This is a genomic window from Micromonospora sp. SYSU B005 (assembly GCF_055362685.1).
In genome coordinates, this window is sequence record NZ_JAXCFU010000007.1 from 249940 (window position 1) to 273069 (window position 23130).

Annotated in this window: 24 protein-coding genes; 11 read left to right on the top strand and 13 right to left on the bottom strand. The window is 74.0% G+C overall.

All coding sequences use genetic code 11. From position 1 onward, the window contains the following. Nucleotides 1–33: 33 nt before the first annotated feature. The 5 genes from SM452_RS18430 to SM452_RS18450 all read right to left on the bottom strand — a co-directional run bounded on the left by SM452_RS18430 (nucleotide 34) and on the right by SM452_RS18450 (nucleotide 5068). Nucleotides 34–705 carry a hypothetical protein gene (locus SM452_RS18430; RefSeq protein ID WP_262015576.1) on the bottom strand — a complete coding sequence of 224 codons (672 nt, stop codon included), beginning with the start codon at nucleotides 703–705 and terminating at the stop codon, nucleotides 34–36. Continuing rightward, nucleotides 702–3374, bottom strand: coding sequence for an FtsK/SpoIIIE domain-containing protein (locus SM452_RS18435; RefSeq protein WP_463840365.1), 2673 nt, complete (start codon nucleotides 3372–3374; stop codon nucleotides 702–704). The genes SM452_RS18430 and SM452_RS18435 overlap by 4 nt, the downstream gene beginning before the upstream one ends. Further along, nucleotides 3367–4245 (bottom strand): hypothetical protein, encoded by an 879-nt coding sequence (locus tag SM452_RS18440; protein WP_463840366.1) that lies wholly within the window; start codon nucleotides 4243–4245, stop codon nucleotides 3367–3369. Before SM452_RS18440 ends, SM452_RS18435 begins: the two co-directional genes overlap by 8 nt. Before the next feature lie 9 nt (nucleotides 4246–4254). Next, on the bottom strand, nucleotides 4255–4515 hold the full coding sequence (locus SM452_RS18445) for a hypothetical protein (protein ID WP_013286060.1): 261 nt from the start codon (nucleotides 4513–4515) through the stop codon (nucleotides 4255–4257). 175 nt (nucleotides 4516–4690) lie between these two features. Then, nucleotides 4691–5068 (bottom strand): hypothetical protein, encoded by a 378-nt coding sequence (locus SM452_RS18450; protein ID WP_194801619.1) that lies wholly within the window; start codon nucleotides 5066–5068, stop codon nucleotides 4691–4693. 111 nt (nucleotides 5069–5179) lie between these two features. On the opposite strand from SM452_RS18450, the gene SM452_RS18455 reads away from it, so the two are divergent. From SM452_RS18455 to SM452_RS18465, 3 genes are read left to right on the top strand one after another with little or no spacing between them, the layout of a single operon-like run. Beyond that, complete coding sequence (locus SM452_RS18455) at nucleotides 5180–7729, top strand: ATP-dependent Clp protease ATP-binding subunit (RefSeq protein ID WP_262015579.1); 2550 nt, start codon at nucleotides 5180–5182, stop codon at nucleotides 7727–7729. 57 nt (nucleotides 7730–7786) lie between these two features. After that, nucleotides 7787–7957 (top strand): hypothetical protein, encoded by a 171-nt coding sequence (locus SM452_RS18460; RefSeq protein ID WP_355510444.1) that lies wholly within the window; start codon nucleotides 7787–7789, stop codon nucleotides 7955–7957. After that, on the top strand, nucleotides 7957–8307 hold the full coding sequence (locus tag SM452_RS18465; RefSeq protein ID WP_135239924.1) for a DUF3140 domain-containing protein: 351 nt from the start codon (nucleotides 7957–7959) through the stop codon (nucleotides 8305–8307). Before SM452_RS18460 ends, SM452_RS18465 begins: the two co-directional genes overlap by 1 nt. 49 nt (nucleotides 8308–8356) lie before the next feature. Here SM452_RS18465 and SM452_RS18470 read toward each other — a convergent pair whose 3' ends face one another. Genes SM452_RS18470 through SM452_RS18480 form a run of 3 tightly spaced genes read right to left on the bottom strand, consistent with a single transcriptional unit; the run spans nucleotide 8357 to nucleotide 10265 of the window. Beyond that, nucleotides 8357–8593 carry a hypothetical protein gene (locus SM452_RS18470; RefSeq protein ID WP_262015581.1) on the bottom strand — a complete coding sequence of 79 codons (237 nt, stop codon included), beginning with the start codon at nucleotides 8591–8593 and terminating at the stop codon, nucleotides 8357–8359. Between the two features lie 20 nt (nucleotides 8594–8613). Next, on the bottom strand, nucleotides 8614–9600 hold the full coding sequence (locus SM452_RS18475) for a LysR family transcriptional regulator (RefSeq protein WP_013286066.1): 987 nt from the start codon (nucleotides 9598–9600) through the stop codon (nucleotides 8614–8616). 47 nt (nucleotides 9601–9647) lie between these two features. Beyond that, nucleotides 9648–10265 carry a hemerythrin domain-containing protein gene (locus SM452_RS18480; protein WP_262015582.1) on the bottom strand — a complete coding sequence of 206 codons (618 nt, stop codon included), beginning with the start codon at nucleotides 10263–10265 and terminating at the stop codon, nucleotides 9648–9650. Between the two features lie 128 nt (nucleotides 10266–10393). Here SM452_RS18480 and SM452_RS18485 point away from each other — a divergent pair, with 128 nt between their 5' ends. After that, nucleotides 10394–11722: a M20/M25/M40 family metallo-hydrolase gene (locus tag SM452_RS18485; protein WP_355510439.1), complete on the top strand. Its 1329-nt coding sequence runs from the start codon at nucleotides 10394–10396 to the stop codon at nucleotides 11720–11722. A 61-nt stretch (nucleotides 11723–11783) separates the two neighbouring features. Beyond that, entirely contained in the window at nucleotides 11784–12437 is a 654-nt protein-coding gene (locus tag SM452_RS18490) for a hypothetical protein (RefSeq protein ID WP_013286069.1), read from the top strand. A 52-nt stretch (nucleotides 12438–12489) separates the two neighbouring features. Here SM452_RS18490 and SM452_RS18495 read toward each other — a convergent pair whose 3' ends face one another. Next, entirely contained in the window at nucleotides 12490–12681 is a 192-nt protein-coding gene (locus SM452_RS18495) for a DUF5703 family protein (RefSeq protein WP_030274256.1), read from the bottom strand. A gap of 70 nt (nucleotides 12682–12751) precedes the next feature. After that, entirely contained in the window at nucleotides 12752–13720 is a 969-nt protein-coding gene (locus tag SM452_RS18500) for an aldo/keto reductase (protein ID WP_262015584.1), read from the bottom strand. Nucleotides 13721–13884: 164 nt separating this feature from the next. Here SM452_RS18500 and SM452_RS18505 point away from each other — a divergent pair, with 164 nt between their 5' ends. Together SM452_RS18505 and SM452_RS18510 are read left to right on the top strand one after the other, a co-directional pair. After that, nucleotides 13885–14937, top strand: a complete 1053-nt coding sequence (locus SM452_RS18505) for an LLM class F420-dependent oxidoreductase (RefSeq protein ID WP_194801613.1) — start codon at nucleotides 13885–13887, stop codon at nucleotides 14935–14937. Continuing rightward, the gene (locus SM452_RS18510) at nucleotides 14934–15770 is read left to right on the top strand and encodes an undecaprenyl-diphosphate phosphatase (RefSeq protein ID WP_262015585.1); all 837 of its coding nucleotides are present in this window, start codon (nucleotides 14934–14936) and stop codon (nucleotides 15768–15770) included. The genes SM452_RS18505 and SM452_RS18510 overlap by 4 nt, the downstream gene beginning before the upstream one ends. A gap of 57 nt (nucleotides 15771–15827) precedes the next feature. Here SM452_RS18510 and SM452_RS18515 read toward each other — a convergent pair whose 3' ends face one another. Further along, complete coding sequence (locus SM452_RS18515; RefSeq protein WP_463840367.1) at nucleotides 15828–16415, bottom strand: hypothetical protein; 588 nt, start codon at nucleotides 16413–16415, stop codon at nucleotides 15828–15830. 842 nt (nucleotides 16416–17257) lie between these two features. Between SM452_RS18515 and SM452_RS18520 the strand changes: the two genes are divergently transcribed. The 4 genes from SM452_RS18520 (at nucleotide 17258) to mshC (ending at nucleotide 20761) form a co-directional block, all read left to right on the top strand. Next, the gene (locus SM452_RS18520; RefSeq protein WP_262016185.1) at nucleotides 17258–17971 is read left to right on the top strand and encodes a histidine phosphatase family protein; all 714 of its coding nucleotides are present in this window, start codon (nucleotides 17258–17260) and stop codon (nucleotides 17969–17971) included. An 87-nt stretch (nucleotides 17972–18058) separates the two neighbouring features. Beyond that, nucleotides 18059–18640, top strand: a complete 582-nt coding sequence (locus SM452_RS18525; RefSeq protein WP_355512606.1) for a DUF3090 domain-containing protein — start codon at nucleotides 18059–18061, stop codon at nucleotides 18638–18640. Continuing rightward, nucleotides 18637–19455: an SCO1664 family protein gene (locus SM452_RS18530; RefSeq protein ID WP_463840368.1), complete on the top strand. Its 819-nt coding sequence runs from the start codon at nucleotides 18637–18639 to the stop codon at nucleotides 19453–19455. The genes SM452_RS18525 and SM452_RS18530 overlap by 4 nt, the downstream gene beginning before the upstream one ends. A gap of 67 nt (nucleotides 19456–19522) precedes the next feature. After that, complete coding sequence (gene mshC, locus SM452_RS18535; RefSeq protein WP_463840369.1) at nucleotides 19523–20761, top strand: cysteine--1-D-myo-inosityl 2-amino-2-deoxy-alpha-D-glucopyranoside ligase; 1239 nt, start codon at nucleotides 19523–19525, stop codon at nucleotides 20759–20761. Between the two features lie 408 nt (nucleotides 20762–21169). Here mshC and SM452_RS18540 read toward each other — a convergent pair whose 3' ends face one another. Both SM452_RS18540 and SM452_RS18545 read right to left on the bottom strand, forming a co-directional pair. Next, on the bottom strand, nucleotides 21170–21961 hold the full coding sequence (locus SM452_RS18540) for a GntR family transcriptional regulator (RefSeq protein ID WP_463840370.1): 792 nt from the start codon (nucleotides 21959–21961) through the stop codon (nucleotides 21170–21172). 117 nt (nucleotides 21962–22078) lie between these two features. Next, on the bottom strand, nucleotides 22079–22948 hold the full coding sequence (locus tag SM452_RS18545) for a PAC2 family protein (RefSeq protein WP_013286081.1): 870 nt from the start codon (nucleotides 22946–22948) through the stop codon (nucleotides 22079–22081). Between the last annotated feature and the right edge of the window lie 182 nt (nucleotides 22949–23130).

Here is a 23130-nt window from a genome sequence, read left to right on the forward strand (position 1 = left end):
GACGGCGTGAGAGCCGGCGCGGGAGGGCGACGGTCAGCGGGTGTAGGTCACCGTCAGCAGGAGCAGCGTCGTCACCAGGCCGGAAGCGGCCACCAGGATCATCGGGCGCGGGGTCAGCACCGCGTGGCGGCGGTCGGCCAGCAGCCGCGCAGGCGCCAGCCCGATCACCGGGCCGAGCAGCGTCACCACCAGCGCCAGCACCGGCAGGCCCACCGCCAGATCGCCGCTGGAACCGGCCGCGAGGGCCCGCGCGCCCACCCCCAGCGCGTACGCCACCAGCGCCCCGCCGATCCCGCACGCGACCAGCAGCGGGTTCACCGAACCGGGCAGCTCGCCCGGAGCGCCGGTGCGGTCCAGCAGCTCCCGGACCGCCCGCAGCAGCGGCACCGGGTCACCGGCCGCGCCGCGTACCGGGCCGGGCGGGTCGCCCAGCCGCCGCGCGCTCCCGCCGAGCCGGGCCCGCAACTGCGTCCACAGGTGCGTGACCTCGCCGTCGACGCGTTCCACGAGCAGGGACGCCTCGGCCACCTCCGCTTCGGCCTGCCGCACCTGCTCGGCGGCCTCCGCGACCGCCCGGTCGGCGGCCGCCACCTGCTGGTCGTACCAGGTGTGCGCCTCGGCCCGCTGGGCGGCCACCCGGGCGGTCAGCTCGGCGAGCCGGCGGATCTGCGCGCTGTACGTCTCACTGGCAACCGGTTCGTTCATCGGGACGGACCATAAGGGATGATCACCTGTGCGGTGCGGTGCACCGCCCGGTCGAAGTAGAGACCGCGCCACGGCCGGGGATACCAGTCCGGCCCGCCGCTGCCCGGATACAGCGAGGAGCCCAGCTCACCGCCCTGCACGTCCAGCGCCACCCAGGCGCCGATCTGATCCGTGCGCGCGCCCGCGCCGCCCAGGTCCACACGCATCCGGGCCACGCCACGCCACCACGCCAGCACGTGCGTACGCCGTTCCGGCCCGTCGTGCAGGATCCGGCGCAGCTGCTCCAGCCCGGTGCGCGTACCGGCCTTGCCGGCCAGCGCCGCCGCCGCCGCGTCCACCGCGTACAGCAGCAGGAAGTGCGGGGTACGCGCCGCACCCGGCGCACCGAGTCCGTCACCCACCTCGGCCATCAGCTCCGGCACCGTCTCCTCGTCGTACCAGGAGACGTCGCCTTCCAGGTCCTCGTACAGGGCGCGGGCGGCCGGGTCGGCGTCCGGGTCCAGGCAGGCGATGGAGAACCGGGCGGTGCCGGGCCGGTACTGCCGGGCCAGCGACCGGGCGGCGGCGTCGAGCACCGCGCACGCCTCGTCCACCCGGGTGCCCAGCACCGCCAGGTTGCGGCCCGGCGCGCGGGGCAGCCGCAGCGCCGCCGAGCGGGACTGCACGTCGATGATCTCGCCGAGCAGCGCCACCGGGCTGCGCGGCACGCCCTGCTCCGGCGCGGTGAGCGCCCGGAAGTCCGGCGCGTCGGCCACCTTCGGGATCGCGTCGCCGTCGAACAGCCGGGCCGGCGCGGCGTCCTGCGGGCGCATCCGCCACAGCCGGTGCTGAAGCTCGCTCCACGTCTCCCAGTCGCTCGCCGACGGGATCCGGGCCACCTCGTTCCCCTCGGCCAGGCCCGACTCGGCGTTGACGACCGCGTGGTGGCGGGGCAGCGACTGCGCCGCGTCGTTGCGTTCGGCCAGGATGCGCAGCGCCTTCGGCAGCGCGATCCGCAGCGTGAACTGGGCGACCAGCGCGGGCCGCCCCCACAGCGCCTCGATGCCGCGCACGTCCTGCGAGGCGAGCACCAGGTGGATGCCCTGCGACCGGCCCCGCCGGGCCAGGTCCTCCAGCAGGTCGGCGGCCTCCCGGGCGACCACGTCCCGCCCGGCGAGCAGCGCCTGGAACTCGTCGACCACCGCCACGATGCGCGGCCAGTGCCCGTCCGGGTCCACCGCGCGCAGCTCGGCCAGCTTGGTGACCTCGTGCTTCTTCGCCGCGTCGGCGCGGCGGCGCAGCTCCTCGGCGAGGAAGCGCAGCAGCGCCAGGCCGAACTCCCGGTCGGTGTTGACGTTGATGCCGACCAGCCGCATGTGCGGCAGCCAGCTCGGGTCGCGCCGGCCCTGCGCGAACCGGGCGAAGGACACGCCCTCCTTGAAGTCCAGCAGGTAGAACTCCAGCTCGGCGGGGGAGTAGCGGGCGGCGAGCGCGCCGATCCAGGCGAAGATCAGGTTCGTCTTGCCGGTGCCGGACGGGCCGCCGATCAGCGCGTGCGGCGGGTAGTCGCCCAGCGTGAGCAGCACCTGCCGCCCGTGCGGGCCCTCGCCGATCGGGGCGCTGAGGCCGTGCGCGGAGTCCTCCCGCCAGTACTCGTCCGGCGGCGGGAGCAGGTCGGTGAACGGCGTCGGCGGCGGGCCGGCGGCCACCCGGGACGCGACGGTGCGGCAGGTCTCGGTGGCCAGGGCGGGCGGGGGCGGCGCGTCCAGCACCACCGGCAGCCCGGCCACCCGGGCGTCGTCCGGCTCCACGGTGATCCGGGTGACGGTCGGGTCGCCTGGTAGCTCGATGCCGCGGACCACCAGGTGCACGCCGCAGGCCGCGCCGGTCCGTACCACCCGGTCGAGCTGGCCGCGTTCGTGCCGGGACAGCTCGTCGCCGCCGAGCAGCACCGCCACCCGCCACGGCTCCGGGCGGCGCCCGGTGGCGGCGGCCAGCTCGCGCAGCGAGCCGTACTCACCGGCGAGCACCGTGGCGTTGATCCGGCGGATCTGCTCCACCAGGTCGTCGAGCAGCCGGCCCAGCCCGCCCGGCCCGACGAACGTGAGCAGCCCGGCCGTGCCCAGCGGCGCGAACCCGGCCAGCCCGCCGCCCAGGTGGTCCGGGTCGTACCCGTAGAGCCGCACCGCGCCCGGGTCGGCCTGCCCGACCGAGCGCAGCAGCAGCGCCGGCACCACGGCGGCCAGTCCGTCCCGGTCGCGGCCGGCCAGGTGCGCGTGCCCGGCGTCGAGCAGCGGGACGAGCGCGGGCACCGGTTCGGCGCCGTCGAGGCGTACCGTGCCGACCCGCAACGCGCCGGGCGGCTCGGACCGGCCGGCGGGCGTGGCCCGCCAGCGGTCCCACGGCGCGGACGCCGCGCCGGGCGCCTCCCGCTGCGCCGCGGCGGCGGCCCGCCGGGCCAGCTCGGCGAGGCGGGCGGTGTGCCGGGCGTCGATCTCGGCCAGGCGCCGGTCGCGGGCGGCGCCCACCCGGGCGGGCACCGCGGCGGCGGCCTTGCGGGTACGGGCCAGCCGGTCCCGCCCGGCGGCCAGGTCGGCCTCGGCGGTGGCGAGCCGGGTACGGGTGGCGCCGAGGGCCTCGGAGAGCATCCCCCGGACCCGCGTCACCAGTCGAGCGCGGACGTCAGCCACGGGACGGCTCCCGATCGTCGGTGTCCTTGGGCAGGTCCCGGCCGAGCCGGTCGAGCAGTACGCCGGTGAGCACACCGGCGGTGACCGCAGGGTCGGCCGCGTGCGGCTGTTCCGCGTCGTCGTCGCGGCGCGGCGGGGGCATCCGGCACACCCGGGTCAGCAGCGTGTCGAGCACCGGCCGCGGCAGCCCGGGCAGCAGGTCGCGGACCCGGGAGTCCAGCGCGCCGCGCAGCCGGGGCAGGTCGTCCGCGCGGGGCGGATGGCCGAGCAGCTCACCGGCCAGTTCGCGCAGCAGCGGCGGGGTGATCGCGGCCAGCCCCAGCCCCGCGTCGGCGTGTGCCCGGCGCAACTCGCGGTGCAGCCGGTCCCGGTCACCGGAGCGGACCCCGGCGGTCACCCGGCGCAGCAGCTCGTGGGAGTCCACGACGCGCTCGTCCGGCTCGTCCGGTGCACCCTCCCGGCCGCCGGTCAGCTCCGCCACCCGCACCGCCCACCAGCGCCGTACCGCCGGCTGCTCGCCCGGCTCGGCGGCCGGGCCGGGCGCGGGCGGCTCCTCGCCGCGCGGCGAGTCGTGCTTCGGCGGCCGCTCGCCCGGTGGCGCCGGCCGCGCGCCGTCGGGGGCCAGCCCGATCGCGGCCAGGTACGCGGTGAGCTGCTCCTGCGCCACGCGCAGCGCGTAACCGGCCGTCTCGGCGTGCTCGGTGGCCGAGGACAGCTCCGGCACCCCCATCGGGTCGGACGACTCCTGGCGTACCCAGCGCAGCCGCTCCTGCGCCTGGCCGAGCTTCTCCAACGCGGCGGCGAGCTGCGCCAGCGGCAGTTCCTCGGCGGCGGCGCGCACCTGCGCGCCGATGTCCTCGACGATGGACACGGCCGGGCCTCAGAGCGTCGCGACGTAGAGCTGTGCCTGCTCGACCGCGACCAGTGTCGCGGCCAGACACTCCTCCAGCTCCTGGCCGGCCTGTGTCAGCGAGGCCTGCGCCGCCTCGACCGTCTCGTGGCCGCTGCCCTCCAGCGCGCCGGCCAGGGTCTGCTGCGCCTCGGCCAGCTTCTCGCCGGCGGCCTGCACCGCTGTCTGGCCGTCACCGATCTGCTGGAGAGCGACATCGATGGCGGCCTTCAGCTCGGCGACGCTCGCCACGGGGACCTCCTGGGGGCGAAAGAGATCTCCATTACAACCCATCGGAACGGGTGGACGAACATCCACCCTCGCGTGGTTGCGGCCCTCGTGTCCGGTTCCCGCGCTGACGTGCGCGAAGACCCCGGCCGGCGGTCCTGCCGGCGGACACCGCGGTCCCGCTCGCGGGACCGGCGGGCTAGCGGCCGAGCCAGCGCGGTCCGCGTACCTCGGCGCCGAGCGCGGTGACCCGCTCGCGCAGTTCGCGGTCGGCGGTGACCACCACCCGCCGCCGGTCCGGCGCGGCGGCCACCAGCTCGACCATCGTGTCGTCGCCGGAGCCGGGCGCGGAGACCACGTCCACGCCGGGCGCGGGCGGCACGTGCCGGGCCGCGCCCTCCACCACCAGCACCACCTGCACCGGTGGCGGCAGCTCCGGCGGCACGCCCGCGTCCCCGACGGACGCCAGCGCGTCGCGCAGCCGGACCGCCGCGCCGGCCCGGTCCCGCCACCAGCCGTCCGGGCGCGAGCCCACCACGTTCGCGCCGTCCACGATCAGCAGCGGTCTGCTCTCCATGCCCCCAGCCTGCCATCCGGTCGCGTTTGTCGCGCCGACCGCCGGGTAGCCACCGCCGACCGTGCCGCGCGTGCCGGGTGCCGGTCGTGCCGACTGACTGCGGAGGACGAGATGATGGGACCGGGTGACTTCGGCAACGACCCCTGGGACGAGTTCCTGGCCCGATACTTCGGCCGGGGCGAGGGGGGACGGCGGCCGGCGCACCGGGTCGACATCACGCGCCTGATGACCGCCGACGCGCGGGAGATGCTCGCCGACGCGGCCCGCCGCGCGGCCCAGAAACACAGCAACGACCTGGACACCGACCACCTGCTCTGGGCGGCGTTGCAGCGCGAGCCGCTGCGCGACCTGGTCCGCCGGGCCGGCGCCGACCCGGACGCGCTGCTGGGCGCGCTGGGCGGCCGCGGCGAGGGCGCGCCGCGCGGCGAGGTGCCGCCGAACCTGTCGCTGACCCCGGCGGCGAAGCGGGCGCTGCTCGACGCGCACCAGTTGTCCCGGGCGATGGGCGCCAACTACATCGGTCCCGAGCACATCCTGATGGCGTTGCCGCTGAACCCCGAGTCGCCGGCCGGCCGGATGCTCGCCGCCGGCCGGATCCAGCCCGAGTCGTTGCAGGCGGCCAGCGCCGAGCGCGGCGCGACGAACGCACCGCGACCGGACCGCGGCACCCCGACCCTCGACCAGTACGGCCAGGACCTCACCGAGCTGGCCCGGATGGACCAGATCGACCCGGTGATCGGCCGGGCCGACGAGATCGAGCAGGCGGTGGAGATCCTGTCCCGGCGGACCAAGAACAACCCGGTGCTGATCGGCGAGGCCGGTGTCGGCAAGACCGCGATCGTGGAGGGTCTGGCGGAGCGGATCTGCGACGGCGACGTGCCGCAGACGCTGATCGGCAAGCGGGTGATCCAGCTCGACCTGTCCGGCCTGGTCGCCGGCACCCGCTACCGGGGCGACTTCGAGGAGCGCCTGAAGAAGGTGATCGACGAGATCCGCGCCCACCGCGAGGAGCTGATCATCTTCCTCGACGAGATCCACACGCTGGTCGGCGCGGGCGGCGCCGGCAGCGAGGGCGGGATGGACGCCTCGAACATGCTCAAGCCGGCCCTGGCGCGCGGCGAGCTGCGGGTGATCGGCGCGACCACGCTGGACGAGTACCGGCGCAGCATCGAGAAGGACGCCGCGCTGGCCCGCCGGTTCCAGCCGGTGCTGGTGCCCGAGCCGACAGTCGACGACACCATCGCGATCCTGCGCGGCCTGCGCGACAGGTACGAGGCGCACCACCAGGTCCGGTTCACCGACGAGGCGCTGGTCGCCGCCGGTGAGCTGTCCGACCGGTACGTCACCGACCGGTTCCTGCCGGACAAGGCGATCGACCTGATCGACCAGGCCGGCGCCCGGGTGCGGCTGCGCACCCGTACCCCGGCCGAGGACGTGCGCGAGCTGGAGCAGCAGCTCGACGAGACGCGCCGGGACAAGGAGCAGGCGGTCTCCGACGAGCAGTACGAGCGGGCCTCCGCGCTGCGCGACCGGCTCGCCGAACTGGAGGACCAGGTCCGCCGCGCCCGCGGCGACGAGGGCCCCAACCACGTGCCCGAGGTGGGCCCGACGGAGATCGCCGAGGTGGTCTCCCGGGCCACCGGCATCCCGGTCACCCAGCTCACCGAGGAGGAACGCGACCGGCTGCTGCGCCTGGAGGGGCACCTGCACGAGAAGATCATCGGCCAGGACGACGCGGTCAGCGCCGTCTCCGAGGCGGTACGCCGCTCCCGTACCGGCCTGGCCGACCCGGACCGGCCGATGGGCAGTTTCCTGTTCCTCGGCCCGACCGGCGTGGGCAAGACCGAGCTGGCCCGGGCGCTGGCCGAGGCGCTGTTCGGCGAGGCGGACCGGATGGTCCGGGTGGACATGAGCGAGTTCCAGGAACGGCACACGGTCAGCCGGCTGGTCGGCGCCCCGCCCGGATACGTCGGCTACGAGGAGGCCGGCCAGCTCACCGAGGCGGTGCGGCGCCGCCCGTACGCGGTGGTGCTGCTCGACGAGATCGAGAAGGCGCACCCGGACGTGTTCAACATCCTGCTCCAGGTGCTCGACGACGGGCGGCTCACCGACAGTCAGGGCCGCACCGTGAACTTCAAGAACACCGTCCTGATCATGACCAGCAACCTCGGCTCGGAGCTGATCACCGGCACCCAGCGCACCGTCGGCTTCGCCACCGGCGCACCCGGCGAGCAGGAGAGCGACGAGCTGCGGGAACGGCTGATGCGCCGGCTCCAGGAGAACTTCCGCCCGGAGTTCCTCAACCGCATCGACGAGGTGATCATCTTCCAGCGGCTGGAGGCCGAGCAGCTGCGCCAGATCACCGGGCTGCTGCTGGAGGAGACCCGCCGCCGCATGCACGCCCAGGACATCCAGGTCGACTTCAGCACCGCCGGCGTCGACTGGCTCGCCGAGCACGGCTACCAGCCCGAGTTCGGGGCCCGTCCGCTGCGCCGGGTGATCCAGCGCGAGGTCGACAACCGGCTGTCCCGGATGCTGCTGGAGAACGAGATCTCGCCCGGGCAGAAGGTCACCGTCGACACCCGCGACGACCAGCTCGTCTTCGACGTCACCGCCGGTGAGCGGGGCTACACGCCGGCCACCACGTCCCATCCCCGATGACCGGCCGTGGCCCGTCCCGGCCGGGACGGGCCGCCACCGAAGGACCGGAGGGCGGACATGACCGAACCCGAGGAGATCCCCGACGACGACGTCGGGGCCGGTGAGCCGATCGAGGCGACCCCGACGGCGAACCCGTCCCGGGTGCGGGTGCCGCCGGAGGGCCTGAAGCAGCACACACCGAACGAGGGCGAGCCGGCATCCGGGCCGCCGCCGGGAGAGGAGGCGTGATGGTACGCGAGGCGCGACTCGACCCCGAGGTCGAGGTGATCTGGGACGACTTCCACGCCGAGGTGAACGTGTCCTCCGAGACGCTGCGGCAGTGGCTGCTGACCCGCGGCTCGGGGGAGGAGGCGTTCGGTCCGGGCCCGGACCTGGACCTGCCCGAGCCGGGCCGGCAGATCCTCGCCGTGCTGCGCAAGCGCAAGGTGGACCTCACGCCGGAGGACATCGAGGTGATGCGGGAGGCGATCACCCGGATCCGGGAGCTGACCGCGCAGCGGCCACGCCGGGGCAACGCCGACGACGAGTGGCGCCACGCCCTGCTCGACCTCGGTCACGACGTACTCGTCGAACGCTGAGCCGAAAGCCGGTGGCGCCCGGGCGGACGACCCGCCCGGGCGCCGCCGGCTACTCCGGCTCCAGGCTGGGCAGCCGCAGCCCGGCCGCGTCCGCAGCGGCCTGCCGGTCGGCGCGGGCGCGTTCCTCGCGGCTGAGCAGGTTGGCGTACTCGGTCACGTCGGCCGGCCCCGGCACCTCCGGCAACCGGCGCAGGAACGCCTCCACCTCGGCTGCGGCGGTGGTGTGCGCGGTCGCCGCCTGGCGCAGCAGCTCCCGCTGGTCGGCGGCCGGATACAGATCAGTCATGTCGCCGGTGTTACCCGGGTTCAGGCGATTCGCACCCCACCCGAGCCGTTGGGCTGCACGCCGAACTCCGGATGCGCCAGCAGCCAGCCCAGGTACTCCGGATGGTTCGCCAGCGCGTCGGTGTACGCCGCGACCGCCGCCGCCAGCACCGGCTCGGCCACCGCCGCGGCCGGCACGTCCGGATGCCAGCCCAGCAGCAGCCGCCAGCGCAGCGGCGTACCGGCGAGCCGGCGGGTCACCAGACCGGCCACCGGACGGAACGTGGCCTGGCACAACGCCACCGCCTCACCCGCGTCCACCAGGTCCAGCGCGGCCCGCACGTCCGCCTCGTACACCTTCTTCGGGGTGAAGCCGGAGCGGGCGCAGGCGGCGGCGAAGCAGTCGCCGAAGCAGCCGTCGCCCGGCGCGGCCACCCACCGCTCACGCCGCAGGTCGACCAGGTCGACGTCGGCGCGGCCGGCCAGCGGGTGGGTCTGCGGCAGCAGCACGCAGATCGGCTCCACCGCAACCTCCCGCCAGCTCAGCCCGAACCCGGCCGACGGCGTCGAGTCGCCGCACACGCCGGTCAGCGCGAAGTCGAGCCGGCCACCCGCGACCATCTGCGCCAGCTCGTCCACCGACCAGGAGCCGTACGTGGTGATCTGCGCGTCCGGCCGCTCGGCGGCGAGCCGGTGCACCAGCCGCCCGAGGATCGGGCTGTTCACCCCGCCGAAGCGGTACCGGCGCAGCGGATCGCCCGCGCCGGCCATCCGGGCCGCCTCGTCCCGCAGGCCCTTCATCGCCGGCAGCAGCACCCGCGCCCGGTCCAGCACCAGCTCGCCCAGCGCGGTGGGGCGGGCGCCGCGGCGGTCCCGTTCGAACAGCGGCCCGCCCAGCGCCCGTTCGATCCGCTGAAGCTGGGCGGTCAGCGCCGGCTGGGCCAGGCCGAGCGCCGAGGCGGCCTTGGTGACGCTCCCCGTCTCCGCGATCGCGCAGACCACACGCAGGTGTCGCAGCTCCAGATCCATACCGTGACGGTAGGACCACGAACCGATACACGGAAGGGGCGATCGGCTCACCCCTCGCGGCGGTGCTCCAGGTCGCTCAGCCGGGTACGCCGTCCGGTGACCGCGTCGCGCACCTTGTCCAGCACCCCGACGGCCGGTTCGACGATCTTGTTCCAGGGCGGGGTGGCGGGCGTGCCGGGGTGCGGCCGGGTCGGCGCCGCCTCCTCCGCGATCTCCCACCGGTTGCCCAGCCGGATCAGCTCGGCGTCGCTCGCCACCTCGCGCAGCGGCGTGACCAGCGCCGCGACGCGGCTGACGTGCCGGCGTACCCGCTCGGCCACGTCCGCGACCGCCGGGTCGTCCGCCCCGGACAGCTCCTTGAGCGCGGTCAGCAGCCCGGCATCCGCCTCGATCTCCCGCTCCACCAGCTCGGCGGCGTCCGGCATCGCGGCGCGGGCAGCCGGGAACAGGTACTGCTCCTCGGCGGACAGGTGGCGGGACACCGCGGCGGTCAGCACGTCGAGCACCTCACGCCGGCCGGTGGCGTCCAGCGCCGGATCCGTGACCCGGTCGGCCAGCCCCAGCAGCGCCCGGTGCTCGGTGTCCACGAGGTCGGCGACGCTGCGCCCACCCGGCCGGTACGCGTCGTCGGCGGCCGGCGGCAGCGGCGGCAGGGGGACGGTCATGGTGCCCTCCTCATGACGGCCGGAGTCGATGTCCGGGCGGTCCGGCGGTACCCGGCCCGGCGATCCGCGAAACCGCCGCCGGGCCACCGGCGGCCCGCGACCACCTCACCTGCTGGTATAAGGAAGCGATGACGAGCGACGCCGCCCCCGCCCGACCCGACGCCACCGACGAGGTCGTCGACCTCTGCCGCGACCTGCTGCGCATCGACACCACGAACACCGGCGACAACGACACCAGCGCAGGCGAGCGGCGCGCCGCCGAGTACGTCGCGGAGAAACTCGCCGAGGTCGGCGTCGACGCCGAGATCCACGAATCCGCGCCCGGCCGGGCCAACCTGGTCGCCCGGATCCCCGGCACCGAGCCCGGCCGCGACGCGCTGCTCGTGCACGGCCACCTCGACGTGGTGCCCGCCGACCCGGACGAGTGGTCGGTGCACCCGTTCTCCGGCGAGATCCGCGACGGCTACCTGTGGGGCCGCGGCGCGATCGACATGAAGGACTTCGACGCGATGGTGCTCGCCGTGGTCCGTGACTGGCAGCGCACCGGCGTCCGCCCCCGGCGCGACGTCGTGCTCGCCTTCACCGCCGACGAGGAGGCCGGCAGCGACTACGGTGCCCACTTCCTCACCCAGCACCACCGCGACCTGTTCGACGGCTGCACCGAGGCGATCGGCGAGGTCGGCGGCTTCTCCTACTCGGTCGACGAGCAGCGCCGCCTCTACCTGATCGAGACCGCCGAGAAGGGCATCGACTGGCTGCGCCTGCACGCCAAGGGCCGGCCCGGCCACGGCTCGATGGTGCACGACGACAACGCGGTCACCGCGCTCGCCGAGGCGGTCGCCCGGATCGGCCGGCACCGCTTCCCGGTGGTGATGACCGACACCGTACGGGCGTTCCTCGCCGAGGTCTCCGACGTGCTCGGCATCGAGATCGACCCGGACGACCCGGAGACCGCGATCGCCAAGCTCGGCCCGATCGCCAACATCATCGGCGCGACCGTCCGCAACACCGCCAACCCGACCCGCCTGGCCGCCGGCTACAAGGACAACGTCATCCCCGGCCGGGCCACCGCCACCATCGACTGCCGCAGCCTGCCCGGGCAGAGCGAGGAACTGGAACGGCAGCTGCGCGAGCTGGTCGGGCCGGACATCGCCATCGAGTACGTCCAGCGCCAGCCGGCCCTGGAGACCACGTTCGACGGTGACCTGGTGGCGCACATGTCGGAGGCGCTGCGCGCCGAGGACCCGGGCGCGCACCCGGTGCCGTACATGCTCTCCGGCGGCACCGACGCCAAGGCGTTCTCCCAGCTCGGCATCCGCTGCTTCGGTTTCGCGCCGCTGCGGCTGCCCGCCGACCTCAATTTCTCCGGCCTGTTCCACGGCATCGACGAGCGGGTTCCGCTGGACGGACTACAGTTCGGCGTGCGGGTTCTGGACCGCTTCCTCCGTACCTGCTGACCGCGCCCGCCGCGGCGCCGCCGGCGCGGAACCTCCCCCCATCGCGAAGGGACTGCCACACATGACCGACCAGCACGGTGAGCTGGACGCCGCCCTCGAGCGGGTGATCGACGCCGCCCGCGCCCACCTGGCCGCCGTCCGGGCCGCCCAGGGCCGGATCGACGACGACGCCGTCTGGCAGGCGTACGTCGCGTTGAACAACGCCTCGTTCGCCTACGACGAGCAGCTGCTCGACGCGTTCGGCGAGGTGACGCCCTGGGACGTGGAGTCGATCGACCCGGACGAGGCCGACGAGCGCTTCGGCGCCGTCGAGGGCGGCGAGCCCACCGACCCGCACCCGCGGGTCATCTCGGTGCGGCAGCGGCGCGACTATCGGGTGCCCAGCGTCGCCGCGCTGCTGCGCGCGGCCGAGGCGGCCCGCCGGGAGGGCACCCCGGAGGAGGACGAGCCGGCGCCGGTCGAGGGCGTCGGCGAGGCGGTGCTGGAGCTGCTGCAGAGCGGCGACGGCTCGCTGTCCGCGCTCGACGTGCCGGAGCTGGAGCCGCTGGACGGTGTGGTGATGGTCAGCGAGGTCGGCACCCCTGTCGACCTGGAGTCGTTCGACGACGACGACCCGGTCGGCCCGTTCCAGCCGGCCGCCGACGACCGGCTGGTCGGCCGGCTCGACGAGCACCCGTTCATGGAGCTCGACGAGGAGCACGACCACGCGCACTAGGCCGTGCGCGTCCCCGGGGCCGCGTCGCGCGGCCCCGGGGACGGGCCCGTCGTCAGTACGACAGGCCCGGCTGCGACTGGTTGACCAGGCGGCGCCGCAGCACCACCTGCCGCGTGCCGTCCCGGTAGAGCCGCACCCGGGCCAGCTCCCAGCCGGAGAACTCGGCCTGGATCGCCAGCTGCGCCGCGGCGGTCAGCCGATCGACGTTCGAGGGCAACCGCAGCGGCGCGTATTCGTAGTCCATGCCCCTATGCTGCCCAGGTCGCGGGCCCTCCGCCACCCCCTGCGGGTGACCCGGATCGCCCTCGTACGGCTCAGCCGTCGCGCTCCGGGTAACCCACCGGCACCGCCGACACGTCGTCCAGCGCCGTGACGATCTCCTCCGGCAGCGTCACCCGCTCCACCTGCAACGCGCCGAGCAGCTGCCCGACGGTCCGGGCGCCCAGGATCGGCGCGGTCACGCCCGGCCGGTCCCGCACCCAGGCCAGCGCCACCTCCAGCGGCGACACGCCCAGCCCGCCGGCCGCGATGGCGACCGCCTCCACGATGCTGGAGCAGCGCGGCTCCAGGTACGTCGCGACGAACCGCTCGAAGTGCGGCGACACCGCCCGCGAGTCGGCCGGGCGGCCGTTGCGGTACTTGCCGGTCAGCACACCCCGGCCCAGCGGCGACCAGGGCAGCACACCCAGCCCCATCCCGGCGCAGGCGGGCAGCACCTCCCGCTCCACACCGCGCTCCAGCAGCGAGTACTCCACCTGCGCGGCGACCACCGGCGCCCGCCCCGGCCAGGCGGCCTGCCAGGCGGCGGCCCGGGCGGTCTGCCAGCCGGAGAAGTTCGACACACCCACGTAGCGGGCCTTCCCGCTGGACACCGCGTGGTCCAGGGCCGAGAGCGTCTCCTCCAGCGGGGTGTCCGGGTCGTACCCGTGCACCTGCCACAGGTCGACGTGGTCGGTGCCCAGCCGGCGCAGCGAGGCGTCGAGCGTGCGCAGCAGGTGCCCCCGCGAGCCGTCCCGGCGGCGGCTGCCCGGCCGCAGGCCCGCCTTGGTGGCGATCAGCAGCTCGTCGCGGTCCACCAGGGTGCCCAGCAGGGAGCCGATCACCGACTCGGCGTCGCCGTCGGCGTACACGTCGGCGGTGTCGACGAGGTTGCCGCCCGCGTCGAGGTAACTCTTCAGCTGGGCGGCCGCGTCGTCGGCGTCGGTGTCCCGTCCCCAGGTCATGGTGCCGAGCGCGAGCCGCGATACCGCCAGCCCGCTTCGGCCGAGCGGTCGCTGTTGCATGCGTGAACCTTATTTCGAACCCGGCGTCACGGATATCCTCGCCGCAGTCAACTTCCCGCGCGACCTCCGCCCGGTGTGACATGTTCGGGGCGAGCCGGACGTCGAGGGCGCCACGCTCATTGCGTAACCTGATGCGACCTGTGGTGCGGACGGTGGGAGGATCAGTGCGACTCGGGCTCAACCTCGGATACCAGACGGCGTGGAGCACGCCCTTCGACCACCTGGCGCTGGCCCAGGAGGCGGACCGGCTCGGCTACTCGGTGGTCTGGGCCGCGGAGGCGTACGGCTCGGACTCGCCGAGCATGCTGGCCTGGATCGCCGGTCAGACGGAGCGCATCGACGTGGGCTCCGCGGTCATGCAGATCCCGGCCCGTACCCCCGCCATGACCGCGATGACCGCCGCGACCATCGACACGCTCTCCGGCGGCCGGTTCCGGCTCGGCCTGGGCGTGTCCGGCCCGCAGGTCTCCGAGGGCTGGCACGGCGTGCGGTTCGCCAAGCCGCTGGCCCGCACCCGGGAGTACGTCGACATCGTCAAGCTGGCGGTGGCCCGCAAGGAGGTCGCGTACGACGGCGAGCACTACACGCTGCCGCTGCCCGACGGCCCCGGCAAGGCGCTGCGGCTGGGCTTCCACCCGCCGCGCGAGCACATCCCGATCTACCTGGCCGCCGTCGGCCCGAAGAACCTGGAGCTGGCCGGCGAGATCGCCGACGGCTGGCTGGCCGTCTTCTACTCCCCGGAGTTCGCCGAGGAGCACCTCGCCTCGGTGCGCGCCGGGCGCGCCGCGGCGGGCAAGGAACTGGCCGGCTTCGACGTGGTGCCGTCCGTGCCGGTCGTGGTCGGCGACGACATCGCCACCTGCGCCGAGCTGGTGCGCTGGTACGCCGCGCTGTACGTCGGCGGCATGGGCAGCCGCAAGCAGAACTTCTACAACCAGCTCGCCACCCGGATGGGCTACGGCGACGCGGCCCGCGAGGTCCAGGACCTCTACCTGGCCAAGCGGCAGCGCGACGCGGCCGCCGCCGTACCGATGGAGTTCATCGACCGCACGTCGCTGCTCGGCCCGAAGGAGCGCATCGCCGAGCGGATGCGGGAGTACGCCGCCGCGGGCGTGACCACCCTGTCGGTGTCGCTGTTCGTGGCCGACCGGGACAGCGGGGTGCAGACCCTGCGTACCGTCGCCGAGGCGCTGGAGCTGTCCGGAGTCGGCGAGTGACCTGGATCGAGGCCATCGTCCTGGGCCTGGTCCAGGGGCTGACCGAGTTCCTTCCGGTGTCCTCGTCCGGGCACCTGCGGATCACCTCGGAGCTGTTCTTCGGCCGGGACGCGGGCGCGTCGTTCACCGCGGTGACCCAGCTCGGCACCGAGGCCGCCGTCCTGATCTACTTCGCCAAGGACATCTGGCGGATCGTCCGCACCTGGTTCGTCGGCCTGGTCGACCGATCGGTGCGGTCCAGCCTCGACTACCGGATGGGCTGGTACGTCATCGTCGGCACCATCCCGATCGGCATCTTCGGGCTGCTGTTCAAGGACCAGATCCGCACCGCCGGCCGGAACCTCTGGCTGATCTCCTGCACGCTGATCATCGGCGCGATGCTGCTGGCCTTCGCCGAGTACTGGGGCCGGCAGACCCGTACGCTGGAGAACTTCCGGATGCGCGACGGCGTGGTGATGGGCTTCGCCCAGGCCGCGGCGCTGGTGCCCGGCGTGTCCCGGTCGGGCGGCACCCTGACCGCGGGCCTGCTGCTCAACCTGACCCGGGAGACCGCGGCCCGCTACTCGTTCCTGCTGGCCATCCCGGCCGTGGTGATCTCCGGCGTGTTCAGCCTGCCGGACGTGTTCGAGCCGTCCGCGCCGGGCACCGCCGCGCCGAGCGTGGCGCAGATGGTGATCGCGACGCTCATCGCGTTCGCCGTCGGGTACGCGGCCATCGCCTGGCTGCTGCGCTACGTCGCCCACCACACGCTGTACGTGTTCGTGCTGTACCGGGTGGCGCTGGGCAGCCTGCTGATCTGCCTGCTGGCGACCGGCACGATCAGCGCCACCTGACGCTGTCGTGCGAAAGGCCGGCACCCCGCTGTTCGGGGTGCCGGCCTTCTGCTTGTCTCAGCTGTTCCAGTGCTGGGCGACGAGGTCGGCGGCCTGCTGTTCCCACTGGGCGTAGTGGTCGGGGTAGGCGGAGACCTGGACGGTCTGGGCGGCCTCGGTCAGGGGCATGTCGCGCCAGCCGTCGACCTGCTTGAGGCCCTTCAGGAACGCGGTGGTGGAGTACTCGGGGTCGGTGATCTGCTCGACCGTGCCCCAACCACTGGAGGGGCGCTGCTGGAACAGGCCCTGCGAGTCGTGGTCGTTGCGGTCGCCGAGGTGGCCGAGGTTCTCCAGCTTCGACTCCTGCAGGGCGGTGGCGATGGAGACGACGGCGGCGCGTTCGTCCATGCCGGCCTTCTTCGTCGCGGCGATGATGGCCTTGACGTTGGCGGTCTGCTCGTCGTCGAGGTCGATGTGGGACTGGGTGCCCTGGACGCCGTGCGGGATGAGCGCGGCGCTGTCCAGCTTCGCGGCGGCCTGGGTGGTGGTCACGGCCGTGTCGCGCACCGGGGTGCCGGTGTCGTGGTTGAGGGGGCCGGCGGCGAGGCCACCGGCGACGGTCAGACCGGCGATACCGAGGATGCTCTTACGCAGGATCGTGTTCATGGTGGGCTCCGTTCGGGGGTCGACGCCCGCGCCGAGGGGGGTTCGGTGCGGGTGCGAGCACCGTCAGGCGCTCAAGAAGTCTTCGGGGGATCTCCGGCGGCCTGCTGACGCGGCCCGCGGACGCCCGGGGGTGGCGTACGGGGCTCACTGGTCGCGCCGGAGACATGCACAACGACCGCCGGCCCGGGATCTTCCCGGACGCTGCCGCCCGCGTGCTGCGGGGGCGCTGCTGCGGTCGTTCACCAGGTATAACGCCCAGCCACCATCCCCGATTCCGCCGCCCGGGTGTCCCCGACCACCCCGAAACCGGACACTCGACGCACCGCTCACACCGCCTCCCGGACCACCCACGCCCCCGACCGTGCCCACAAGCGTCGATCATGAAGTTGACGGCACCTCGCGTCCGGTTTGTGACCGTCAACTTCATGATCATTCGGAAGGTCGAGCCGCCGACGGCGGTCTCAAAGGGCTTGCGAGAGATCTTGGTACGGAACGGCCCCTGTAAGGGCGGGAACGTACCAAGATCTCCATCCGCGGCGGCAGAGAGCCAGCGCAGGCGAGCGGGCCCCGGCGCACGGACACCACGGGAGATCTTGGAAGGAAACGGCCCTCGTGGGGGCCCCTTCCTTCCAAGATCTCCGCCTGCCGCCGAACGCGTCCCCTGGGTGGTACGGGTCGCCGCTGCCTCGGGCTGCTGGGTGTTGACGATGAGGTTGGCCGGGGTTGGTCCGGCCCAACTTCATGATCGGCGCCGACGGGTGGAGGTTCGGGGACCGGCGTGCGGGGGCGGGAGGCGGTGGGGGTCGTGGCGGGACGATCATCCGAGGGGCGTACCGCCTAGGGTGGTCTGCGTGGCGACCCTTCTGCTTCTGCGACACGGCCGGACCACCGCGAACGCCGACGGCGGCCTGGCCGGGCGGCAACCGGTCGAGCTGGACGACACCGGCCGGGCGCAGGCCACGGCGGTCGGCGCGCGTCTCGCCGGGCTGCCGCTCGCGGCGGTGGTGACCAGCCCGCTCATCCGCTGTCGGCAGACCCTCGACCTGGCCCTTCCCGGCACCGAGCCGGTCGTCGACGACGGGCTGATCGAGTGCGGGTACGGCGACTGGGAGGGGCAGTCGCTGAAGAAGCTGGCGAAGGAGCCGCTCTGGCCGGTGGTGCAGCAGCACCCGAGCGCCGCCGCGTTCCCGCAGGGCGAGTCGATGGCGGCGATGTCCGCGCGCGCCGTGGCGGCGGTCCGGGCCTGGGACGCGCGGGTCACCGCCGAGCACGGGCCGGAGGCCGTCTGGCTGGCGTGCAGCCACGGCGACGTGATCAAGGCGATCGTGGCGGACGCGCTCGGCGTACACCTTGATCTCTTCCAGCGGATCGTGGCCGACCCGGCGTCGGTGACGGCGATCCGCTACACCCCGTTGCGGCCGTTCCTGGTCCGGCTCAACGACACCGGCGGTGACCTGTCGGCGCTGGTCCCGCCGCCGCGCAAGCGGCGCCGGCGCCCGGCGCGGCCGGCCGAGTCCGATGCGGCGGTCGGCGGAGGCGCGGGCGCGGCCGGGTGAGACCGGCGTACGCGGCGCGTTCGCTCTGGGCGGATTCGGCGTCGGTGGGCTGCGCGGTGCTTCCGGACGCCGGATAGGGTCGTGGGTATGACGCACCAGGTGCACGCCTTCGAGCCGCCGGAGCGGTTCGTCGCCGGTACGGTCGGCCCGCCGGGGGAGCGCACGTTCTTCCTCCAGGCGCGTGGCGGCGGCCGGCTGGTCAGCGTGTCGCTGGAGAAGGTCCAGGTGTCGTTGCTCGCCGAGAAGCTGGAAGAGCTGCTCGCCGAGGCGCAGCGCCGCTTCGGCGTGAAGCTGCCGGAGCCGGTCACCACCGTGACCGGCGACAACGAGCCGCTCGACACGCCCGTGGACGAGGAGTTCCGGGTCGGCACGCTGGGCCTGGCCTTCGACGTGGACACCGCCACCGTGGTGATCGAGGCGATCGCCGTCGGTGAGGCGGAGGTCGAGGTCGAGCTGGGCGACGCGGACGACGGCGCCGACGAGGACCCGGACGAGCCGGACGACGACCTCGACCGCCTCCGGGTGCGGCTGACCCCGGAGGCGACCCGCGAGTTCATCGAACGGGCCAAGCGCGTCGTGAACGCCGGCCGGCCCCCCTGCCCGCTGTGCGGCCAGCCGCTCGACCCGGCCGGTCACCTCTGCCCCCGGCACAACGGCTATCACCGGTGACCTCGTCGGAACTGCAGCCCCGACAGGACGGCGCCGAGGCGCTGCGGCTGCTCGCCGACGGTGAGCTGACCCTCCAGGGGCGGCTCGTCGACGCCTCCAACGCGACGCTGCGCGGGGTCATCGCCCTCGGCGACGTGACCGCGCACTGCGTCTACAAGCCGGTACGCGGCGAGCGCCCGCTCTGGGACTTCCCGGACGGCACGCTCGCCGGCCGGGAGGTGTCCGCCTACCTGGTGTCCCGGGCCACCGGCTGGGACCTGGTGCCCCCGACCGTGCTGCGCGACGGGCCGTTCGGTCCCGGTTCGTGCCAGCTCTGGATCGACGAGCCGGACGACGCCGAGCCGCTCGTCGGGTTCGTGCCGGCGCGGGAGATCCCGCCGCGCTGGTTCCCGGTCGCCGCGGCCCGCGACGACGACGGGGCGGCGTACGCGCTGGCGCACGCCGACGACCCCCGCCTGGCCCGGCTCGTCGTGCTCGACGCGATCATCAACAACGCCGACCGCAAGGGCGGGCACGTGCTCGTCGGCCCGGACGACCGGATCTACGGCGTCGACCACGGCGTGAGCTTCCACGTCGAGGAGAAGCTGCGTACGGTGCTGTGGGGCTGGGCCGGCCGCGAGCTGCCGCCGGACGCGGTGGAGATGCTGGACGGCCTGGCCGGGCAGCTGCGCGGGTCGCTCGGCGAGGAGCTGGCCGAGCACCTGACCATCGGTGAGCTGGCCGCGCTGGCGGAACGGGTCGAGCGGCTGGGCGAGAGCAGCCGGTTCCCGCTGCCGCCGCAGGAGTGGCCGGCGATGCCCTGGCCGCCGATGTGAGCCGTTGTCGCGTTGATCACCCGTAGGGCGGCACCCGAGCGTCTGACGGATCGTTAGGCTGGCGGTCATGGAGTCTTGGGCGGGACATGACGTGCCACGGCTGCCCGGCGAGGGCGTGTCGCTGAGGTTGTACGACTCGGCGCGGCAGGGCGCCCATCCCAGCCGGCGCGAGGGCGCGGCCTCGATGTACGTCTGCGGCATCACCCCGTACGACGCGACGCACCTCGGACACGCCGCCACCATGATCACGTTCGACCTGGTGCAGCGGATGTGGCGTGACGCCGGCCTGGACGTGCGGTACGTGCAGAACGTCACCGACATCGACGACCCGCTGCTGGAGCGCGCCGAGCGCGACGGCGAGGACTGGAAGGTCCTGGCCATGCGGGAGACCGCGCTGTTCCGCGAGGACATGGAGGCGCTGCGGATGATCCCGCCGGCGCACTACGTCGGCGCCGTCGAGTCGATCCCGGACATCGCCGAGAAGGTGCTGGTGCTGCTCAAGGACGGTGCGGCGTACCGGCTCGACGACGGCACCGGCGACGTCTACTTCGACATCTCCGCCGCGCCTCGCTTCGGCTACGAGTCCAACCTGTCCCGTGAGCAGATGATCGAACTGTTCGCCGAGCGCGGCGGCGACCCCGAACGCGCCGGCAAGCGCGACCCGCTCGACCCGCTGCTGTGGCGCGGCGCCCGCGAGGGCGAGCCGTCCTGGCCCGGTGGCGAACTGGGCGCGGGCCGTCCCGGCTGGCACATCGAGTGCACTGTCATCGCGCTGAACCTGCTCGGCGACCGGATCGACGTGCAGGGCGGCGGCAACGACCTGATCTTCCCGCACCACGAGTGCTCCGCCGCGCACGCCGAGCGGCTGACCGGCGAGGCGCCGTTCGCCGACCACTACGTGCACGCCGGCATGATCGGCCTGGACGGCGAGAAGATGTCGAAGTCCCAGGGCAACCTGGTCTTCGTGTCCCGGCTGCGGGCCGACAAGGTCGACCCGATGGCGGTCCGGCTGGCGCTGATGAGCGGGCACTACCGCAGCGACCGCTCCTGGACCGACGAGCTGCTCACCGAGGCGCAGGAGCGGCTGGGCCGCTGGCGGCGGGCCGCCGCCGCGCCGGCCGGGCCGTCGGGGGCGGCGTTGCTGGCCGAGGTACGCGAGCGCCTGGCCGACGACCTGGACACGCCGGGTGCCCTGGCGGCGGCCGACCGCTGGGCCGAAGCCACCCTGAACGACGTGACCGAGGACGAGACCGCTCCGGCCCTCTTCCGAGACACGGTGGACGCCCTCCTCGGCATCGCCCTCTAGCCACCCTTCCGCAGCGCCGTCCCGCCCTCACGCGCGTCGATCTTGCACTTACGGCCCGCATTCCGCCCTATATGCCCGGTTCGCGGGGGCCACAACCGCAAGATCGCGCCGTCCGGTGGCGGGTGGAACGTAATGGGTGTGTCGGAGGCGAATTGACACCCATGGCGTTCCACCCGGTGTGGTCCGGCCCGGGGAGCCCTGTCCGGGCGTGGCTTCCGGGAGTCTGTACCCGTGCGAGCCGACCCTGCGGCCCGCCTCGACATCTTGCGCCGGCCCACCTCGGCGATCTTGCACTTACGGCCCTCGGAGTGTCGTGAATGCCCCGTCTGTCGGGGCAGAGAGTGCAAGATCGCCGAGGCGGGCCGAGGCGGGCCGAGGCGGGCCGGGCCGGGGCCGGGGTGCGGGCGGTCAGCCCAGGACCAGGCCGGGGTCGGGGTCCTGGTCGGGGGTGGGGGCGGGGATCTTGTACTCCTCGGTGAGCGTGGTCATCGGGCCGGGCCAGGTGGCCTGCGCGACCTCGATCGGCTTGTGCTGCTCGTCGTACGCGACGTGCAGCAGGTGCAGCACCGGCGTGTCCGGGCGGATCTGGAGGATCTCCGCCTCCTCCCGGCTGGGCTGACGCGCGCTGATCGTGTCGGTGGCGGTGGCGTACCGCCGGCCGGTGACCTCCTCGGCCTCCTGGTAGAGCGGCCGGCCGAACGCCTCGGCCCGCTCCAGTGACGTGCCGGCGGTGTCGGCGGGCAGGAACCACGACGCGCCGACCTCGACCGGGGAGTCGTCGGTGCGTACCAGGTGCCGCCGGCAGAGCAGTTCGGTGCCGTCGGCGACGCCGAACGCGTCGGCCACCTCGGCCGGGGTGGGGGAGCGGCCGACCGAGACGAGCTGCTGGCGGTACCGGGCGGCCAGGTCGGTGTGGTAGCCGCGGAAGCCGCCGTACCGGCCCCGGGACAGGCGGTTGAGGCGGCGCCGGGTGCCCCGGACGTACGTACCGGAGCCGGGTTTGGTGATCAGGATGCCCTCGACCCGCAGCTGGTCGACGGCGCGCTGCACGGTCTGCTTCGCGACGCCGAACATCTCGGCGATGGCCGGGATGGACGGCAGCCGCTCGCCCGGACCCCAGTCGCCGCGGCGCACCTGGGCCTTGAGCTGCGCGGCGATCTGCCGGTGCGGGAACTCGGCCGCGCCCGGATTGATCTGCATGCAGGCCTCCTCAGAACAGCTAGGTTCCTAGGATGCCCTAGAGGGTGTGACGGCGCCACCCCGGACACGAAGAAGCCGGGCCCCGATCCGAGGCCCGGCTTCAGCGAAGCGGGAGAACTACCAGGAACCCGCTGTCGGTCCGGCGGAACCGCCGCGACGACGCAGGTACTTCTCGAACTCCTGGGCGATCTCGTCCCCGGTCAACGGGGTGATGCCGGCGTCACCGACCCGTTCCTCCAGCTCACGCACGTACTCGCCGAGTTCCGCGTCCTGCTCGGCGGCGCTGCGCACCCGCTGCTCCCACTCGGCTGCCTCCTCGGCCAGGTCGGCCATCGGCACCGGCAGGTCGAGCACCTCCTCGACCCGGTGCAGCAGCGCGAGGGTGGCCTTCGGGCAGGGCGGGTTGTTGGCGTAGTGCGGCACGTGCACCCAGAACGACACCGCGTCGACCTCGGCCCGGGTGCAGGCGTCGTGCAGCACGCCGACGATGCCGGTCGGCCCGTCGTACCGGGTGGGGGTGAGCTGGTAGCGCTTGGCCGCGTCGGCGTCCGACGCGCTGCCGCTGATCGGCAGCGGCCGGGTGTACGGCACGTCGGCCAGCAACGCGCCGAGCAGCACCACCCGCTCGACCTCCAGGCTGTGGCAGATCTCCAGCACCTGCTCGCAGAACGTCCGCCAGCGCATGCTCGGCTCGATGCCGCGGATCAGCACCACGTCCCGCTCGGTGCCCTCCGGACTGGCCACCATGAACCGCGTGGTGGGCCACTCGACGCGCCGGGTCTCCCCGTCGGCCATGGTGATCGTCGGCCGGCTCACCTGGAAGTCGTAGAAGTCCTCCGGGTCCAGCTCGGTCACCTCCCGGGCCTGCCAGACCTGCTCCAGGTGTTCCACGGCGGCGGTGGAGGCGTCGGCGGCGTCGTTCCAGCCCTCGAAGGCCGCGATGGCGACCGGCGAGCGCAGCACCGGCAGCCCGTCGAACTCGGTCACGCCGTCACCTCACCCTGCTCGTCGGGCGCGGCGCCGCCCCGTCGCACTGTCGCACCCCTGTTGTCCTTCACGTCCGTCAGCCTACGTGCCCCCGCGAGGGCCGGCCCGTCGGCCGCGCCGGTCGCCGGGCCCGACCACCCGGGCGAACCGGCGGAAAGGGGTACGACGGCCCGGTGGGCAGA

Bases quoted from the DNA above. Each gene is read 5' to 3' on its own strand.
- SM452_RS18480 (WP_262015582.1), bottom strand. From the start codon at position 10,265: ATGACCGTCCCCCTGCCGCCGCTGCCGCCGGCCGCCGACGACGCGTAC.
- SM452_RS18475 (WP_013286066.1), bottom strand. From the start codon at position 9,600: ATGGATCTGGAGCTGCGACACCTGCGTGTGGTCTGCGCGATCGCGGAG.
- SM452_RS18495 (WP_030274256.1), bottom strand. From the start codon at position 12,681: ATGGACTACGAATACGCGCCGCTGCGGTTGCCCTCGAACGTCGATCGG.
- SM452_RS18460 (WP_355510444.1), top strand. From the start codon at position 7,787: ATGACCGAACCCGAGGAGATCCCCGACGACGACGTCGGGGCCGGTGAG.
- SM452_RS18430 (WP_262015576.1), bottom strand. From the start codon at position 705: ATGAACGAACCGGTTGCCAGTGAGACGTACAGCGCGCAGATCCGCCGG.
- SM452_RS18470 (WP_262015581.1), bottom strand. From the start codon at position 8,593: ATGACTGATCTGTATCCGGCCGCCGACCAGCGGGAGCTGCTGCGCCAG.
- mshC (WP_463840369.1), top strand. From the start codon at position 19,523: ATGGAGTCTTGGGCGGGACATGACGTGCCACGGCTGCCCGGCGAGGGC.
- SM452_RS18450 (WP_194801619.1), bottom strand. From the start codon at position 5,068: ATGGAGAGCAGACCGCTGCTGATCGTGGACGGCGCGAACGTGGTGGGC.
- SM452_RS18515 (WP_463840367.1), bottom strand. From the start codon at position 16,415: ATGAACACGATCCTGCGTAAGAGCATCCTCGGTATCGCCGGTCTGACC.
- SM452_RS18490 (WP_013286069.1), top strand. From the start codon at position 11,784: ATGACCGACCAGCACGGTGAGCTGGACGCCGCCCTCGAGCGGGTGATC.
- SM452_RS18465 (WP_135239924.1), top strand. From the start codon at position 7,957: ATGGTACGCGAGGCGCGACTCGACCCCGAGGTCGAGGTGATCTGGGAC.
- SM452_RS18500 (WP_262015584.1), bottom strand. From the start codon at position 13,720: ATGCAACAGCGACCGCTCGGCCGAAGCGGGCTGGCGGTATCGCGGCTC.
- SM452_RS18540 (WP_463840370.1), bottom strand. From the start codon at position 21,961: ATGCAGATCAATCCGGGCGCGGCCGAGTTCCCGCACCGGCAGATCGCC.
- SM452_RS18485 (WP_355510439.1), top strand. From the start codon at position 10,394: ATGACGAGCGACGCCGCCCCCGCCCGACCCGACGCCACCGACGAGGTC.
- SM452_RS18525 (WP_355512606.1), top strand. From the start codon at position 18,059: ATGACGCACCAGGTGCACGCCTTCGAGCCGCCGGAGCGGTTCGTCGCC.
- SM452_RS18455 (WP_262015579.1), top strand. From the start codon at position 5,180: ATGATGGGACCGGGTGACTTCGGCAACGACCCCTGGGACGAGTTCCTG.